The organism is Hymenobacter guriensis (genome assembly GCF_015773195.1).
Classification (GTDB): Bacteria; Bacteroidota; Bacteroidia; order Cytophagales; family Hymenobacteraceae; genus Hymenobacter; species Hymenobacter guriensis.
Genome location: NZ_JADWYK010000002.1, coordinates 125088 through 141296, shown reverse-complemented (window position 1 = coordinate 141296; position 16209 = coordinate 125088). Strand labels below are relative to the sequence as shown.

Below are 16209 nucleotides of genomic sequence, written 5' to 3'. Positions count from 1 at the left end.
TGTTTTACTTTTAGCTAAGACCGAAACAGGCTTAGCTAAGGCAAATCAAGCATAGCTAACGGGTGCAGCTTACCCAATCTGGCTGAAGCCGCAGTAGGAGTGGAGAACGGCCGGCAGGGCGATGCCGCCCGCGTGCTGGTTGTTTTCGAGCAGGGCGGCCACAATGCGTGGCAACGCCAGGGCCGAGCCGTTGAGCGTGTGCAGCAGCTGGGTTTTGCCGCTTTCGGGGCGGTAGCGCAGCTTCAGACGGTTGGCCTGGTAGGTTTCAAAGTTCGAGCATGACGACACCTCCAGCCAGCGCTGCTGGGCCGCGCTCCACACTTCCAGGTCGTAGGTGAGGGCCGAGGTGAAGCCCATGTCGCCGCCGCAGAGGCGCAGCACGCGGTAAGGCAGCTCCAGCTTCTGCAGCAGCCCTTCGATGTGGGCCAGCATTTCCTCCAGCTGTGCGTAGCTGTGCTCAGGCTGGGTAATCTGCACGATTTCCACCTTGTCGAACTGGTGGAGGCGGTTGAGGCCGCGCACGTGTGCCCCCCAGGAGCCGGCCTCGCGGCGAAAGCACGGAGTATAGCCCGCGTTGCGGATGGGCAGCTTGTCGAGAGCCACGATTTCGTCGCGGTAGAGGTTGGTGATGGGCACCTCAGCCGTCGGAATCAGGTACAGGTTGTCCTGGGCATCGTGGTACATCTGGCCTTCCTTGTCGGGCAGCTGGCCTGTGCCGTAGCCCGAGGCCTCATTCACCAGCACCGGCGGCTGAATCTCAACGTAGCCGGCGTTGCGGGCTTCATCCAGAAAAAAGTTGATAAGGGCCCGCTGCAGCCGGGCGCCCTGGCCCTTGTACACCGGAAAGCCCGCGCCCGTAATCTTGTTGCCCAGCGCGAAATCGATGATGTCGTACTGCTCAATTAGCTCCCAGTGAGGCTTGGCATCGGCCGGCAGCGTAGGCTTCTGGCCTACCTCGCGCACTACTTCATTGTCGTCGGCCGAGCGGCCCTGGGGCACGCTGCTGTGGGGCAGGTTGGGCAGCTTGTAAAGCGTCTGCTGCAACTCTTTTTCCACTTCCACCAGCTCCTCGGAGTGAGCTTTGATGTGCTGCTTGAGCTCGGCGGTGCGGGCTTTCAGCGTTTCGGCCCCGGCTTTGTCGCCGGCTTTCATCAGGCCCCCGATCTGCCGGGCCAGTTCGTTGGCTTCAGCCTGGGCCTGGTCGTGGGCGGTTTGCAGGTCTTTGCGGCGCTGGTCGAGCGACAGGATGGCCTGCACGTCGGCTTCGGCCGTTTTATAGTGTTTTTTTGCTAAACCAGCCAGAACGGCCTCAGGGGACTCTCGCAGAACAGAAACTTGCAGCATAACAGCAGAAAACGCGGAATGGAACAGGGCAAAAGTAGCCGAATGATTTCGCAGATACAGCAACCGGCCCATATTTGCCGCCGGTTTGCTGGGCGCCAAGCGGGCGGCAGAGTCTAGTGCAAGGGAAAAGTCCGGGCTACCGACATCCTTGCCGGCCCCTTCTGCGTAAGCCGCATAGCCCGGGAAATCTGGGAGAGGATTTGGCAGTTTGCACGTATTACGCTAACATTGCGTTACTAAGCCAGCTGCTGACGCCGAGCCTGCGAAACAGTATACTTTCGCCTAGGGCCCGATTATCCTTCCAGCACCCTCCCGTTACGAGTCCGTTTTTCGCATCGACTTTCTGCTGAGCTGCGCCCCCGCTGGTGTGGCATGTGGTGCCTGGTAAGTCTGCCTTACGCTGTCAGCGGCTTAGCCCCGCGCGTTTCCCCCTTCCTTCTTTGTATGTACACTATTGACGAGTTAAAGGACCGCCTACTTTCAGAATTGAAAGAAGTAGCTGAGCAGCTGCAGGTAGGCAACTTTAAAAAACTCAGTAAGCAGGATCTGATTTATAAGATTCTCGATCAGCAGGCCATTACCCCTGCCGAGCAACTGCCCCAGAAAAAAGCTCCCGGCCGCAAAGCCCCGGCGGCGCCCGTAGCGGCCCCGGCTCCGGCTGCCGTAGCTGCCGTGCCAACTTCCGAACAACCGGCGCCAGCTCCAGCCGCCGCGCCCGAAACCGCTCCTGCGGAAGCCGTAGCGGCAGATGGCCCCGAGCGCCCCATTAAAGTATACCAGCGCCCCGAGCGCCGCACCCGCGCCGATAAGCCCGCCGCCGGCCGCAGCAATGGCCGCGCAGCAGTTCTGGAATCGGAAGCTGCAGGCGCACTGGTGGACGAGCAGCCGGCGGCAACTGCCCCTGAAACAGCTGATGCTTCTGCCCCGGAGGCGCCCGCACCGAAAGTGGCCGCCGAGGTGGTAGCCCGGCCAGTTGCCGTTGCGGTGGAGGCTCCGGCTACTCCGTCTCCGGTGACGCCTCCCGCTCCCATCATCTTCATTCCGGCCCGCGACGGGCGCGAGGTGCGCGAATACCGCCCCGACCGCACGCGTGAGTCGCGCCCCGCGCCCGTTCGTACCGAGGGTGCCAGCCCGGAAGCTCCCCGCCCCGCCGAAGCCCCGCGTACTGCCGAAGCTCCCCGCCCGGAAGCTTTGCGGGATGGTCGCGAAACCCGCGAATTCAGCCGCGACGCTCCGCGCGAGCGGGGTGAGCGAGCTGAGCAGCGTGACCCGGCCCGCCTGCCCCGCGACCGGGACCAGCGCCGGGAAGAGCGGTTTGCCCGCGACCAGCAGCGCCGGGAGGAGCGGCGCGAAGAGCGTCAGCAGCGTACGGCTGCCCCCGATGCCGCTGCCCCGCAGCGTACCCGCCAGGAATTGGACATTGTTATCCCGGGTGAAGGCACACTGGAGCTGATGCCCGATGGAGGCTACGGCTTTCTGCGCAGCCCGTTCTACAACTACCTCACTTCTCCCGACGATATTTACGTGGCGCCCCAGCAGATCAAGCAGTTCAACCTGAAGGCGGGCGACACGGTAAAATGCACGATTCGGCCACCCCGGGAAGGCGAAAAATACTACGCGCTGGTAAACGTGGAAACCATTAACGGCCGCTCCATTGAGGAAGCCCGCGACCGGGTACCCTTTAGCAGCCTCACGCCGCTGTTTGCCGAAGAGCGCCTCAAGCTCTCCACCAAGCCCACCCAGATGAGTACCCGCATTCTGGACTTGTTTGCCCCCATCGGGAAAGGCCAGCGCGGTCTGATTGTGGCCCAGCCCAAAACGGGCAAGACGGTGCTGCTGCAGGAAATTGCCAACGCCATCAGCGAAAACCACCCCGAGGTATACCTGATGATCCTGCTGATTGATGAGCGCCCGGAAGAAGTAACGGATATGGCCCGCTCGGTGAAAGCCGAAGTACTCAGCTCCACCTTCGACGAAACCGCCGACCGCCACGTGAAGATTGCCAGCATTGCGCTGGACAAAGCCAAGCGCCTGGTGGAGTGCGGCCATGACGTGGTGATTCTGCTGGACTCAATTACCCGCCTGGCCCGCGCCTACAACACGGTGCAGCCGGCTTCGGGTAAGATCCTCTCGGGCGGGGTGGATGCCAACGCCCTGCACAAGCCCAAGCGCTTCTTCGGCGCGGCCCGCAACGTGGAAGATGGCGGCTCGCTAACCATCATTGCCACGGCCCTGATTGACACCGGTTCCAAGATGGACGAAGTTATCTTCGAGGAATTCAAAGGCACCGGCAACATGGAGCTGCAGCTTGACCGCAAGCTGGCCAACAAGCGCATCTTCCCGGCCATCGACGTGCCGGCCTCCGGTACCCGCCGCGAAGACCTGCTCATGAGCAAGGACGAGCTGAACCGCATCTGGGTGCTGCGCAAGTTTATGTCGGACATGACGGCCTCCGAGGCTATGGAGTTCCTGAAAGACCGCATGAAGGGCACCCGCGACAACGAAGAGTTCCTGATTTCGATGAACGGCTAGGAAAGCGCTTATTCACAGAAAAGGCCCCTGATTTCTAGAATCAGGGGCCTTTTCTATTTGGGGTTCGGCTACGCTATATGTTGTAGAGCAGCTCCTGCAGATTGTAGTCGGGGATGCCGGGGGTGTAGGGCGGGTAGAAGCCGCCGTGGCGCGAGTACAGGCCGTAGAAGTACGTGCAGGGCTGGTTGTAGAACTTCTCGTAGCCGCTGGGCGTCGTCTGTAGCCAGGTGATAGGCTGGTTTGCCGCATACGTAGCTTCCATTTTTTCCAGCGAATAAGGGTCCTTGTTCTTGTCCAGGGCCAGCCACAGGTTGTTGGAATCGACGACCATCCAGCCTTTCTTGGTTTCAACCTCCAGGGTAGCGTGGCTGGGAATCTGGGCTTTGGTAAGCTCCTGCAGCTTGTTCATATCGGGCATATCGGCGTAGAGCGCAATATGTCGGGTATTGAAGCCCATACTCATAAAGATTTTTTCCAGCACCCGGCTACGGTCGTAGCACAGGCCCTGCCGCGCCTCATACAGGTTCTTGGGCTCACGGGGTACGCCGTGCGGAATGCCTTCGCCCACCCGAGCCTGCTGCAGCACTGCTCGCTGCGTAGCTTCCAGCGCCTGAATCTGCTCATCGTAAGACATATCGGCGGCGGGCTTGGCGGGAATGCCGGCCGTGTACAGCTTGATGTATTCAGCGTCCTCCTGTGTTACGTCTTTGCTGACGTTGTAGTACAAAATAACGCCCAGACCAACGACAATAATAGCCGCCATAATAGCCCAGAGCTTCTTACGGGATTTGCGCGTGGTGGCGGAGGAGGATAAAACGGCTTGCGTCATACAATCAGAGGGTTATTGGTCAAAACACAACCTATCGGGTCCTGGCGGTTGCTACTACAAAGGTTGCTACTACAAAGGTATAGCGCCCGCAGAACAATATAGAGCCAGCAACCAGTTCTGTTGAAAATAGAATTTATCTGTTGCCTGCCTTTCTGCAAAATGTATCGGCGCTACCCGATAAGTCAGAATGCCGATAAAAAGAAACAATCCGGAAGTTTGCGGGTACACTACTTTCTACCTCCTGCCTTTATGCCAGCTCCTGCCGACCTTCCTGAACTATTGTACCTGTTTGATCCGCTGTGCGGCTGGTGCTACGGCATGACGCCCGTAGTGCAGCAGCTGCAGCAACATCTGGCGGGCCGCCTGCACGTGACCATCCTGAGCGGCGGCATGATTACCGGCGCCGAAGCCGGCCCGATAGGGGAGATGAGGCCGTTTATCAGCCAGGCCATGCAGCAGATTACTCAGGTGACGGGGGCCACCTTTGGCTTGGCCTTTCAGGCAGTGGGTGAGGCTGGCGAGCAGGTGCAGGACTCGGAGCCGCCCAGCCGGGCCCTGGCCGTTTTCCGGCAGCTCGACGAGCGGGAGCAGGCCGTCAACTTCGCTCACGCGGTGCAGCACGCTTGGTTTGCAGAAGGGCAGGATCTGAATGAGGTGACGACGTATCGGCCGCTCGTGGAAAAGCTGGGGGTGTCGTGGCTGGAGTTTGTTTCCCGCTGGGAGCTGCCGGCCAGCAAGCAGGCCGTGCAGCAGGAGTTTGAGGCCGTGGCACGCATCGGTGTGCAGGGCTTCCCAATGTGCATTCTGCGCATCGGCTCCCAGGGCTACGTGCTGGCCCGGGGCTATCAGCCCTATGCCACGCTGCTGAATGGTGTAGAACAGGCTTTAGCCCAGGCTTCCGAGTAGGAGAATTGTTTAGCCCCCTGTGCTGGAGAGCCGGATTACCTGCTTGCGCAACGGCGACCAGGCTATGCGGCGCTGCTCTTCTTTGCCCACGAGGTACGTGAACCGCAGGGCATCAGGGCGCTTCTGCAGGTCTTGCCAAGCGGCTTTATCAGTGGCATCGGCCGGCGCCTGACCGGAGGCTGCCACGGCTGGTTTGCTGAACTGCTTATCCTCGAAAAAGGCGTCCATGCGCTTGCGAATGAAGGCCTCACGCTCCTGTTTGGAAGCCGTAGGGCCGGTCATGCTATACACCAGGGAAGCTTCGAGGTCGGCGGCCTGTAGCACTTCGCGGAAGATAACGATGCCCGTTGCGGAGGTAATGGTGAAAGTGGCCTCTCCGGTGGTTACGTCGGTACCGCGCAGGGCAAGCATGAACAAATCGGGCTGGCCGGGCGTGGAAAATTCATGGCGCCGCCGTACCACCTTGAGCGTATCAGCCTGCGCATCAATGCTGAGCGCCCGCGTGGTATCCATCGGCTCGGCGGGGGAGGTAGCCGCCGTAGAAGGTGTGGCAGACGTTTGCTCAGAAGTAGGGGAAGGGGATGAGCAGGCCGCCGTCAGCAGCAGGGGAGCCAAAAGGAGAGTAGCGCGCATCATAAAGTACAGATTAGTGTAGTTCCTACGTACGCGCCAATGGTGGAGGTTGTTGGCTTCAGCCCGTGCTCAGGGCCACAGCAGGATAGCCAGGAAGGCCGCGCTCATGCACACTGAGGAAACCTGGTTCATGCGCATGGTGTGCTCGTAATCGGCGGCGGCGGGAGTTTGCCACACGGCCAACGCCCACCGGCTGAACAGCAACAGCACCGGGCCGGTAGCCAGCAGAAACAGCAGTAGATGCCGCACCTCATGGCGCCACCAGTACACAGCCGCCAGCAGCCCGGCCCCCAGCAGCAGGCTTAGTCCCGCAAACACAAACGTGCCCCGGATGCCCAGCCGTAAGCTCAGCGTCAGGTCGCCGCGCCGAGCATCTTCCGCGTGCTGATACACCTGGGTAAGCGGGTAGGATCCGCACAGAAAAATGCTGCTCACCAGTGCCAGCAGGCAGTTTGTTTTCTCAAACAGCACGGCCGGCCCGGCACCCACACCTACCTGCGTCATCAGAAAGGTGAAAGCGCCCTGAAAGACAATAACGACCACTGTGCTCAGCAGCGGGTACTTTTTCAGTCGGATGCCCTCGTAGCTATAGGCTTTCGACACCAGCAGGTACACCAGCACCAGCGCGCCAAACTCCCACCGCAGCCACAGCGCCCCCACCAGCGCCAGCGCATCGAACAGCCACACCAGGTGCAGCAGCTCCGGCGTGACTTTCGGCGGCTGTTTAAGCCCGCCAATGCTGCCTTCGTCCCGGTCGTAGTAGGAGTTGTAGCCGTTGGATGCCGGGTACACCAGCACGTGCAGCACCACAAATACGGCCAGGGCCCGCCACCAGCTGAACGGCTCCCGCAGCGCACTCAGCCCAAACCAGTACACGGGCATCAGATACACTGAAAACGGAATGCGCAGCAGCGGCAGTGCGCGGCGGTAGGCAGCAACAGACATGGTAAACCGGGAAAACCTTTGGGCAGAGTGCCGCTGCAAGCTAAAGCTTACGCCTCAGACTGCGGCCACCCCACGAGGTAAGTCACCTGCGGCCCCCAGCGGTGACGCACTTTGCCGGCCTGCCAGTGGTACATACCGGTTGGATCGGCGCGGCGGGCCAGCGCCAACAACGCATCCGGCGGGTACAGGCGCAGCAACGAAACGCAACCGTCCCAGATGGTGCACAGCGGAATAAGCGGCAGCACGTACGTGAAAAATAAGCGGCTGAAACTGAATGGCCGAATGAAGGGTGTGATGCACAGCTGCGCCACCGGCAGCACCGTAAGAGCCAGCAGCACTTCCAACCAATGCTTGCCGGCCCCCTCAAATACGCCAATGCCCCGGCCGGCCTGCACGGCATCTCGCAGTAGCGCTTCGGCCGCCGGGGGAGAGAAGTGGTGAAAAGCCGAAAATACTGCCCGAAACCCCGGTAGCTCCGGCGCTACCTGCAGCGCATCCACCGGCACCGCCTCAAAGCCAATAGCACCCTGTGTATGGGCGTGCAGATGCTGCCAGGCCGCCAGCTGCGGGTATAAGTCGGTGAGTTGGATGCGGGCCGTAGGCAGGGGGCCGGTGCGCAGTGCCTGCAGTACATCCTCGGCCCCGCCGCCTGCCCCGGCGCACAGCTCCAGCACCTGCGTCTGGCCGGTGCGGCGCATGCCTTCGGCCAGCAGCGGCACAATGGGGCGGTAGGTGTGCAGCCGCGTAATCATGAAGCGCAGGTAGTCCATCATACCGGCCCGCACCGCTGCCGGAAACCAGGGCTGGTCTTCAAACTCAAACAACTGCAGACGAATACGCATAAGAGCCGCACTGAAAAAGAAAGGAGAGTCCTGGAGCGGCCTCCTCCAACAGCGCCAGTATACGCATGCCGAAGCAAGCGTTGCGGTAAAAACCCGTGAGCCAGCCCTGCTGACGAATTTTGGGTGTCCGGTTATACTGCTACCGCAGGCTGAGCAAACCAACAGCCGAAAAATTTCCCGCGCATTCCAAAGAAAGAGTTGCCGTTATTTGGGCAGTAAGAAGAATTTTACTTGCTTTGTGACGCAAAGTTCTTTTTGTATATGATGAAGCCTGCCGTCGATCCGCTAGCCCAGCTCACCGAGATACGCGCCATTATGGAGCGCTCCTCCCGCTTTATTTCCCTGAGCGGCCTTTCCGGGGTAGGGGCAGGGGTAGTGGCGCTGGCAGGGGCGGGCCTGGGCCATTGGTATCTGCGCGGGCAGTACGGCGACGCCGGCTTTCTGCACTTGCTCGACAGCAGCCCGGCCGAGCGGTGGCGGGTGCTGCCGTTTCTGGTGCTGCTGGCTGGGGGCATCATCGCGGCAGCGCTGGCCGTGGCCGTTTTTTTCACGGTGCGCCGGGCCCGGCAGGCGGGCCAGCAGATCTGGGGGGCACTGGGGCGGCGGCTGGCCCTGAGCCTGGCTATTCCGCTGGTTGCGGGCGGGTTATTTTGCCTGGCCCTATACCGCGACGGCGCCGTGGGCCTGGTAATACCGGGCATGCTGGTGTTCTACGGGCTGGCGCTGCTCAACGCCAGCAAGTACACACTGGAGGAAATCCGCTGGCTGGGCCTCACTCAAATCGGGCTGGGCTTGGGGGCACTTTTGCTGCCCGGCGCCGGATTGTTGATCTTTGCGCTGGGTTTTGGGCTGGGCCACATCGGCTATGGCCTGCTGATGTACAACCGCTACGAGCGGTAGCACTGCCGGCTCCGCTTCTTTCTCACTGCTTTCTACCTGTGTACCTACGGCCTGCTGGTCGCGAAATTCTACCTTGAAACACGTCATTCACACGCTCAATAAAGCTTTCGACCACCGCGTGCGGCTGGGCGTGATGGCCGTGCTGCTGGCCAACGACGTGGTGAGCTTCAATGAGCTGAAGGAGGCGCTGGACCTCACGGATGGCAACCTAGCCAGCCACGTAGCGGCCCTGGAAAAAGCGGGGTACGTGGCCGTCAGCAAGCAGTTCATTGGCAAGAAGCCCAATACCACCTATGCTGCCTCCGCGGAAGGAAAAAAGGCATTCCAGGAGCACCTGACGGCACTGGAAAAATTGCTGCGGAGCGGAAGCTAAATTTTTTTGTCTGTTTACTTTGTAATACAAAGTTCTTTTAGATAACCAACCATTCCACTTTTTGCCCATGTACCCTACGCCTGCTTACGCTATTCCCAACAAGGCCGCGGCCGGCCCGTTGCGCCCGGCACTGGTGCTCACCGCTCTGCAAAAGCTGGCCTTGCCGGTAGGAGCGGTGCTGTTTGACCTGCTGTTCTGGCACGAGCGCGCCGGACTGAACATGCTGCTGTACACGGTGGCAGTGGTGGTTGCCACTATAGCTGGCCTGCCCCGGTATGCTCCGCAGTGGCGCTCCGGCTACACTTGGCTGCTGCTGGCGGGTACTTTGCTAAGTGCGGGGCTGGTGGCCTGGTACGGCTCAGGCGCGGCTGTGCTGGCCTGCGTGGCCTCGTTGGCCTGCTGGCTGGGCTACCTGAATCAGCCCCACCTGCGGCTGCTGAGCAATGCGTTGCTTACGGCCCTGGCCAACGCCGGGCAGGTGTTAGTGGCGCTGCCTACGCTGCTACGCCTGCCGGCCAACGTAGGGGAAAAGGTGCGGCGAAGCTGGTTTTACGCCCGACTGCTGCTGGTGCCTCTCATGGTGCTGTTCCTGTTTCACGTGCTGTTCGTGGTAGCCAATCCGCAGTACGAGGCGTTGGCAGACCGAGTATTAGAAGTGGTGGCTCATTGGGTGGAATCCCTGTTCTGGCACTTCTCCTTCGCACACGTGCTGTTTTTCTTGCTGGGCCTGGCTCTCACGGCTGCCGCGCTGCTCATCGTACCGGTGCACTACTTCGCCGACCGGGAGTCGCGCTTCGCGGAGTTTGTGCAGCGGCAGCGGAATAGGGTGGCCTCGTTTGCCGTGCGCCAGCCCGACTTCCGGCGGCGGGAGCAGCGCAGCCTCGACCTGCGCAAGGAATACCTGGTGGCTGTAGGCTTGCTGGGGCTGGTGAACGTGCTGCTGCTGGTAGTAAACAGCGTGGACGTCAACTGGATCTGGTTTGGCTTCGAGCGGGAGCCGGGTTTTGACCTTACCCAGTTTGTGCACGAAGGTACCTACGTGCTCATCTTCAGCATTCTGGTGGCTATGGGGATTCTGCTGTGGTTTTTCCGCCGTAACCTCAACTTCTATGAGCCGGGTTTACCGGTGCTCCGCGGGCTGGCCACGGTGTGGGTGCTGCAGAACGTGGTGCTGGCCGTTTCGGTAGGGCTGCGCAACTACTATTATATCCTGTACACCGGGCTGGCCTACAAGCGCCTGGGCGTGTGCTTCTTCCTGCTGCTGGTGCTGTTTGGGCTGGGCACTATGCTCCTGAAAATCTGGCAGCGCCGCTCAACTTTCGCGCTGGTGCGCCTCAACAGCCTGGCGGCCTACGTGGTGCTGCTTTTGCTGGCGGCCGGTAACTGGGAAGTGTGGATAGCCCGCTACAATCTGCGTCCCCAGCTCATCAGCGTGGACTATGGCTTCCTGCTGGATATGCCCGATCGGGTGCTGCCCACGCTTCAGGCCCACGCAGCAGAGCTGGAACAGCACAAACTCAAGCACCAGCTCTACGACGGCAGCTACAGTCGTCTCAGCGCTGTGGAAGCCCGCGCCACCCTGCAACAGCGCATAGGGCAGTTCAAGCGCCAGCAAAAGAAGCGGCACTGGCCGAGCTACACCTGGGCCGACTGGGTGGCTTACCAGGCGCTGTAACCGCGGCCGGCAGCCTTCCTGCAAAGTCCCCGGATTACCTCACACTCATCCTGAAAAGCTCACGGTTATGCTCCTCCAATTCTCGCTCACGCTTGGCGGCCTGCTCATGTGCGCCGGCGACATTGTGGCCCTGGCTGGCCTGCTCACCTGGCAGCAACGCGCCCCCGACCCCGGAACCCGTCGTCGGCGCCTGCTGGCGGGCGTGATGCCCCTCAGCACCGTGCTGCTGCTTTTGCTGTTGGGGCTGCTGTTTTCGCTGATGGTGCTTTGGTCGCCGGAGGGCGCCACGATTCTGGCTGACCTTTAACCTGTTGTTCAATATGGAAATTGTAGAGGAACGGGCGTTGCAGTCCGGCTACCAGCCGCGGCCGCCGGCGCTGCCGGCGGCGGGCGAGGCGCTGAGCGTGTTGCTGGCCGTGTGCGCCGTGCTGTGGGTGTGGTGGATGCTGCCGGACCTATGGCCGCTGGCCCACCATCAGCTCGTGCGGCTGGTGCATAGCGAGTGGGCTTGGGCGCTGCTGCCACCGCTGGCAAACTGGGTCGTATTTCGGCAGGCTACCAAGCCCGTGTTGCAGGCCCTGCCCCGCATCCGGCCGGCCGTGCGGCGCAAGTACCGGTTTGTGCTGCTGCTGTGCCTGCTGTTTCATGTGGTGATGCTCTGCGGCTGGCTGCTGTTTATGCTGCTGGGCTTTATGCTCTACTGCGTGGCCGGCGAACTGAGCTTCTAAGCTGATAGCAAATGGAATGGGAGCAGGGCAATCTGTTTTCCAGGTTTTTAAGTATGTATGGCCCCTGCGCGGCGCGGCATTGTGCTCATCGTTGCGCCCTCGTACTTTCCACCGCTCGATCATGCTTCTGCAACTGTTTCTTTCCCTGCTGGCCCTGTTGGTAGCCATTGGCGATATAACCGCGCTGGCTATGCTTCTTTCCTGGCAGGAAAGCACCGCCGCCCAGCCCGACCACCGCTACCGTCTGCTAACGACCGTGGTGCCCGGCGTGGGAGCTTTGCTGCTGCTGTTGCTAGGGTTGCTCTTCGGGCTGTTCATCTTATGGTCGCCGGCCGGGGCGGCCTGGGCAGCGCAGGTTTAGCGAGTCATTTTCGTTTTTTCTTCACTCCCTGCTATGATTCATCTACCGGAAGCTGCTGGCCGGGCCTTGCGCCTGGCACCCGTTGCGCTCTGGTGGGTGCTGGTTGTGCTGGTGCTGGCCATTGGGAGCATCGGGTGGCAGCAGGAGTTGTGGCCCTATACGCCGGCGGCGCTGCCCCTCTCGCGCTTTGTGGTGCAGCTCTGCCTCTTGCTGCTGCCTTTGCTGGGCTTCTGGTGGCTTTGGCGACTGGCGGCCAGTATTTCCCACCGAGGCTGGCGGTGGCTGGGCTATGCGGTGGTGCTGGCTTTTAGCGGGCTGGCCGTGTTACTGGTAGTACTGGGCTGCGCCGTGTGGGTGTGGTGGGGGTAGGAGAAAGACACCCGGAAGCTTCACCTCCAAAAAGACCTGCGAAGAGGACTGAAACCTGGGCCTGAGGCGGGGCCGTGAATTTGCCCGCCAGGTGTACCGCTTGGCTGGGCCCAAATGGTATATTTGCGTTTCCCGTAGCCGCCAGCTGGCGTGGCTGCCGCCTAATCTGCTTTGCATGCCCGCACCTGACTCGTCGAAATCCACCATTCCTGCCGGCCCGCGCCGGCGCTGGCCCAATGTTCTGACGCGCTTCATCTGGGGCTTTTTTGTGGTGGGCCTAGGCGTGTTCCTGCTGTACCCCATCCTGGTCAGTATCAACTTCCTTTTCTTGTTTGGTAAGTCGCCGAGCCTGGAAGAGCTGGAAAATCCCAAGGTAGAGCAGCCCTCCGAGGTGTTTACTTCCGACGGGGTGATGATTGGTCGTTACTTCCGCGAAAACCGCGCCCCCGTGCCCTTACAGGACATGTCGCCCTGGCTGGTGAAAGCGCTGGTAGCTACCGAGGATGTACGCTACTACGAGCATGCCGGCATCGACCCCAAGGCCATTGCCCGGGCCGTATCGGGCGTGGTAACGGGCAACAACGGCGGCGGCGGTTCCACCATCACCCAGCAGCTGGCCAAGAACCTGTACCAGATTCGGCGTGGTGAAAACGTGGGCCTGCTGGGCCACGTGCCGGTGGTGGGCACTATCATCAGTAAAACCAAGGAGTGGCTCACGGCCGTGGAGCTGGAGCGCCGCTACACCAAGGAGGAAATCCTGCGCCTCTACCTCAATACCGTCGATTACGGCTCCCAGTCCTACGGGGTGAAGGTGGCCGCCAAAACCTTCTTCAGCACCACGCCCGCCCAGCTGCGGCCCGAGCAGGCCGCTATGCTCATCGGGGCCGTGAATGCGCCTACTGCCTACAACGCCCGTTTTCACCCCGAGGCCGCTAAGCGACGCCGCAACCTGGTACTGGCGCGCATGGGCCAAGCCGGCTACCTATCCAAAGACAGCGTGCAGCTGCTTCAGGCCAGGCCCATTGCCCTGCAGTACCAGGTAGAAAAGCACGTGGATGGCCCCGAAACCTACTTCCGCGGGGCTGTAAGCCAGTTCGTGAATGACTGGTGTAAGAAGAACGGTTACGACCTGTACCGCGACGGGCTGAAGGTGTACCTCACCATCGACTCGCGGATGCAGGCCCACGCCGAAGACGCCGTGCAGAAGCGCATGAAAGTGCTGCAGCGCTCCTTCGACAACTTCTGGCGCAATCGGGACTCCAACCCCTGGGTGGATGAGGACGGCAAGGAAATTCCGAACTTCATCGAAACCCAGATGAAGCGCACCGATGTGTATAAGGAGTTGGCCGCCCGCTACCCCGGCCGCCCTGATCTGCTCGACTCGGCTTTGCACCGTAAGCGCCCCATCAAGGTATTCACCTGGAAGGGCGACGGGGATACCACGCTGGTCATGTCGCCGCTCGACTCGCTGGCGTACTACAAGCACTTCCTGCACGCCGGCATGATGACGATGGACCCCTTCACCGGCCAGGTGAAAGCCTGGGTGGGCGGCCTCGACTACAAGTTCTTCAAGTACGACCACGTAAAGCAGGGCAAGCGCCAGGCAGGCTCCACTTTCAAACCCTTTGTGTACCTCACGGCCATCGACAACGGCTACACGCCCTGCGACCGGATCCGGGACCAGCGCGTGACCATCAACTACGTGGAAGACGGCAAGCCTATGGAGTGGAAGCCCGACAACGTAACCCGCGAGTACACCGGCATCAACATGACGCTACGCCACGCCATGGCCCGCTCCGTGAACTCCGTAACGGCTCAGCTCACGGAGCTGGTGGGCTGGGACAACGTGGCCAAATACGCGCACAAAGTGGGCATCAAGAGCAAGCTGCTGCCGGTGCCCAGCATCGGCCTTGGCTCGGCCGGCGACGTGAGCGTGTACGAGATGGTGAATGCCTACGGCACCTTCGTCAACCAGGGTTTCCGCACGGAGCCTATGTTTGTTACCCGCATCGAAGACCGCAACGGCAACGTCATCAAGCAGTTTGACCCCCAGCAAAAGCGTGTGATTTCGCCCGAAACGGCCTGGCTGATGCTCTACATGCTGCGTGGCGGTATGGACGAGCCCGGCGGTACCTCGCAGGCCCTGTGGGAGTACGAGCTGTGGAAAAAAGACAACCAGATCGGCGGCAAAACCGGGACCACCTCCAACTACTCCGACGGCTGGTACATGGGCGTGACCAAGGACCTGGTGACGGGTGTGTGGGTAGGTGGTGAAGACCGCAGCATCCACTTCTTCCGGACCCAGCAGGGCGAAGGCGGCCGCATGGCCCTGCCCATCTTCGGTACCTACATGGAGAAGCTCTACCAGGACAAAAACCTGGACATCACCATGGGACCTTTCCCGAAACCCACGGTTAAAATCAACAAGAAGTACGTGTGCTACACCGAGGAGCCGCGCCGCCGCCGCGAAGCCGTAGCCATCGACACCATTGCGGCCGACAACCTGCTGGAGCAAATCAACAGCGGCGCCATTGCCGTGCCGGATAGCCTTTGATTAAACAGTTGTGGGTCGGTAGCCCAAGCGGCGCATAATCCAGTAGAGTACCAAGGCCAGCACTGACGAAGCCAGGTGAAAGTTGAGACGCCAGTTGGTACCATTCGTAATCGTTCGGTTGTTTTCCAGCGCATTGCTCCAGGCAATAAAAGCATCCGCAATAGGCAACTGCCCGAAAACGTACCGCTTCTGACAGCGGATTTGAAATGGCATTCCGAATGCTTCAATACTATTGCGGAGCCCTACAGCTGTAGTGGTGTCGCCGTAGCGCTGCATGGTGCGTCGGCCAACAATGGATGCCGCCCCGCCAATACCTAGGATAACCGGGCCAGAGTCGATGTCAGCTACATCTGCGGTATCGTTGGCGGCTTCGCGGATGCCCGGTAGGCCAAGGCGGGTAGTCAGAAAATGCTGGCGGTAGCGGTTGAAGTGCTGCCGGGCATATACCGAATCAATTTCGATCAGAAAGTTGAGCAGTTGGCTTTGGGAAGAGCCCCGCGCGGCCTGCAGCACGTGCCCGGTTTGGGCATCAGCCGCGTGCGGAATCATACCCAAAGAATCCAAATGGGTGTTGGCTGCTGAGAGCCATTGCCGCAACTCCGGTTGGTATTGGGCCGCAAACAGCCGGTCGTGCCCCGCCAGGGCTGCTACACATACAACCGCATCGGCGGGCCAAGCAGCGCCGCGGTATGTTTCCAGGTAAGGGCTGGAATGTTGCCGGAGGGCCTGGGCAATAAGCGCGCAGCGGCTTCGGTAACGGGCAACCACGTCGGGCGGGCGCTGGGCTGGGGGCTGTACCGCTAGGTAGCGTCCTTCCAGGTAGGTCAGCCACCCCTGATAAAAGGCGCCATAGGGCAAGGGCAAGTCCTCATCAAAGATCAGCCGTGCGGAAGGGGAGTCAATTTCGTCAATGGACCAGGCCGCCTCGGTTAGTGCCCATTGTTTCACAGGGCTGGACTGAGGAAGGTGCGCCGTCAGATCCAGGCAAGATAGGCCATACAGCGCGTGTAGATAAACGAAGCCTTCGGGGTACACTTTCTGCATATCGGCCGGGGCGCCGTTGTGCATACGCTCCTGCAAAAACCGCAGTTGATTGAGCACGTCCTCATTGACGAGGCCACCGGATACGTGCGTCAGTTTGGGCTGGTAATGCAGCCGGTAGTTTAAATAAGCCAGGCAAAAAAGCAGACACCCCAAAAGAAACCGTGCGAGTGTCCG

At 60.8% G+C, this 16209-nt stretch carries 16 protein-coding genes; 10 read left to right on the top strand and 6 right to left on the bottom strand.

What is annotated here, in order from left to right:
- Positions 1-69: 69 nt before the first annotated feature.
- Positions 70-1344, bottom strand: coding sequence for a serine--tRNA ligase (gene serS, locus I5L79_RS04030; RefSeq protein WP_196953752.1), 1275 nt, complete (start codon positions 1342-1344; stop codon positions 70-72).
- Between the two features lie 444 nt (positions 1345-1788).
- Between serS and rho the strand changes: the two genes are divergently transcribed.
- Positions 1789-3876 carry a transcription termination factor Rho gene (gene rho / locus I5L79_RS04025; protein ID WP_196953751.1) on the top strand — a complete coding sequence of 696 codons (2088 nt, stop codon included), beginning with the start codon at positions 1789-1791 and terminating at the stop codon, positions 3874-3876.
- Positions 3877-3949: 73 nt separating this feature from the next.
- Here the strand turns inward: rho and I5L79_RS04020 are convergent, their stop codons facing one another.
- A complete protein-coding gene (locus I5L79_RS04020; RefSeq protein ID WP_196953750.1) occupies positions 3950-4705 on the bottom strand; it encodes a hypothetical protein in 756 nt (251 codons plus the stop codon).
- Between the two features lie 249 nt (positions 4706-4954).
- On the opposite strand from I5L79_RS04020, the gene I5L79_RS04015 reads away from it, so the two are divergent.
- Positions 4955-5611 carry a DsbA family protein gene (locus I5L79_RS04015; protein ID WP_196953749.1) on the top strand — a complete coding sequence of 219 codons (657 nt, stop codon included), beginning with the start codon at positions 4955-4957 and terminating at the stop codon, positions 5609-5611.
- Positions 5612-5620: 9 nt separating this feature from the next.
- Here the strand turns inward: I5L79_RS04015 and I5L79_RS04010 are convergent, their stop codons facing one another.
- The 3 genes from I5L79_RS04010 to I5L79_RS04000 form a co-directional block, all read right to left on the bottom strand.
- Positions 5621-6247, bottom strand: a complete 627-nt coding sequence (locus tag I5L79_RS04010) for a hypothetical protein (RefSeq protein ID WP_196953748.1) — start codon at positions 6245-6247, stop codon at positions 5621-5623.
- 66 nt (positions 6248-6313) lie between these two features.
- Entirely contained in the window at positions 6314-7189 is an 876-nt protein-coding gene (locus I5L79_RS04005; protein WP_196953747.1) for a UbiA family prenyltransferase, read from the bottom strand.
- Positions 7190-7236: 47 nt separating this feature from the next.
- Positions 7237-8031, bottom strand: coding sequence for a class I SAM-dependent methyltransferase (locus tag I5L79_RS04000; RefSeq protein ID WP_196953746.1), 795 nt, complete (start codon positions 8029-8031; stop codon positions 7237-7239).
- A gap of 261 nt (positions 8032-8292) precedes the next feature.
- Here I5L79_RS04000 and I5L79_RS03995 point away from each other — a divergent pair, with 261 nt between their 5' ends.
- The 8 genes from I5L79_RS03995 (at position 8293) to I5L79_RS03960 (ending at position 14991) form a co-directional block, all read left to right on the top strand.
- Positions 8293-8931: a hypothetical protein gene (locus tag I5L79_RS03995; RefSeq protein WP_231402761.1), complete on the top strand. Its 639-nt coding sequence runs from the start codon at positions 8293-8295 to the stop codon at positions 8929-8931.
- 73 nt (positions 8932-9004) lie between these two features.
- On the top strand, positions 9005-9304 hold the full coding sequence (locus I5L79_RS03990; RefSeq protein WP_196953745.1) for a winged helix-turn-helix domain-containing protein: 300 nt from the start codon (positions 9005-9007) through the stop codon (positions 9302-9304).
- A 67-nt stretch (positions 9305-9371) separates the two neighbouring features.
- The gene (locus I5L79_RS03985; RefSeq protein ID WP_196953744.1) at positions 9372-10979 is read left to right on the top strand and encodes a DUF4153 domain-containing protein; all 1608 of its coding nucleotides are present in this window, start codon (positions 9372-9374) and stop codon (positions 10977-10979) included.
- Between the two features lie 67 nt (positions 10980-11046).
- Positions 11047-11286, top strand: coding sequence for a hypothetical protein (locus I5L79_RS03980; RefSeq protein WP_196953743.1), 240 nt, complete (start codon positions 11047-11049; stop codon positions 11284-11286).
- A gap of 13 nt (positions 11287-11299) precedes the next feature.
- Complete coding sequence (locus I5L79_RS03975; RefSeq protein ID WP_196953742.1) at positions 11300-11707, top strand: hypothetical protein; 408 nt, start codon at positions 11300-11302, stop codon at positions 11705-11707.
- Positions 11708-11828: 121 nt separating this feature from the next.
- On the top strand, positions 11829-12068 hold the full coding sequence (locus I5L79_RS03970) for a hypothetical protein (RefSeq protein ID WP_196953741.1): 240 nt from the start codon (positions 11829-11831) through the stop codon (positions 12066-12068).
- 33 nt (positions 12069-12101) lie between these two features.
- A complete protein-coding gene (locus tag I5L79_RS03965; RefSeq protein ID WP_196953740.1) occupies positions 12102-12437 on the top strand; it encodes a hypothetical protein in 336 nt (111 codons plus the stop codon).
- Positions 12438-12612: 175 nt separating this feature from the next.
- Positions 12613-14991, top strand: a complete 2379-nt coding sequence (locus I5L79_RS03960) for a transglycosylase domain-containing protein (protein WP_231402759.1) — start codon at positions 12613-12615, stop codon at positions 14989-14991.
- On the opposite strand, the gene I5L79_RS03955 is transcribed toward I5L79_RS03960, so the two are convergent.
- A complete protein-coding gene (locus I5L79_RS03955) occupies positions 14992-16188 on the bottom strand; it encodes a hypothetical protein (protein ID WP_196953739.1) in 1197 nt (398 codons plus the stop codon).
- Between the last annotated feature and the right edge of the window lie 21 nt (positions 16189-16209).